Origin of the sequence: Paenibacillus contaminans (assembly GCF_003285015.1) — a bacterium.
Lineage (GTDB): Bacteria > Bacillota > Bacilli > Paenibacillales > NBRC-103111 > Paenibacillus_V > Paenibacillus_V contaminans.
Window position 1 is genome coordinate 1 of sequence record NZ_QMFB01000081.1, and the last position, 975, is coordinate 975.

Here is a 975-nt window from a genome sequence, read left to right on the forward strand (position 1 = left end):
ACTCGCTGCCGCAGATCACCGATTATTTGGCGCCCCGGATCGGAGCCAAGCCTTTTATTAATAAAAAATGGCTGGATCAATTAAAGCTGCCTATACCGGCTACGACCGAGGAATTGTACCAGACCTTGAAGGCTTTCAAGGAAAAGGATCCGAACGGCAACGGCAAAGCGGATGAACTCGGATGGTCGGGAGACAAAACCTTTTTGCTGTTCGACGGTTTGCGCGGAGCTTGGGGACTCGGAAACGCCGGAGGAAAAAATGCAAGTATCGATATCGGACCGGACGGCAAAATCCGTTTCTATACGATCGACCCTAAATACAAAGATTTGCTCGAATATATGAATCGCTTGTACAAGGAAGGCTTGATCGACAAGGAGGTATTCACTCAAGAAACTCCGCAGTTTTTGGCAAAAGCAGTGGAAGGGATGGTTGGCACTATGCATCCGTCGAGTCCCAGCGTAGCGGGACCAAGCTATCAGGATGATTATGTGTCATTGCCGGCTCTGAAGGGCCCGGACGGCGATCATCTGTATTCGCAGGTCAGTCCGTTGACGGCGAGTACAGGAACGTTCGCGATCACGAAAGCGAATAAGCATCCCGAAGCGACGATCCGTTGGGTCGACTATTTTTACGGGGAAGAGGGCTCCAAGTTTTTCCGGATGGGCATCGAAGGAGAGACGTATGAAACGCTGCCTGACGGCAACGTGAAATATTTGGACGTCATCTCCAAAAACCCGAAAGGTCTGAATCTCGATCAGGCGATCGGCCAGTATTCTCCATGGCCGGGGGGCGGGCTTCCCCAGCTGATTACCGAAAAATACAACCAGACGGGAAACAGCCATCCGGCCGCGATTGCTTCCGCCAAGCTGCTGGAGCCTGATATTCCGAAAGTGATTTTGCCGAGCTTTATGTTTACGAATGAGGAGCAGGACCGGTTAAATGCGTTATCCGGCGACATTACCAAATATGTTACCG

At 51.2% G+C, this 975-nt stretch carries 1 protein-coding gene; it reads left to right on the forward strand.

The features are described from left to right. On the forward strand, positions 1 to 975 hold a 975-nt coding region (locus tag DQG23_RS41625; protein ID WP_158560977.1), incomplete at both ends, for an extracellular solute-binding protein.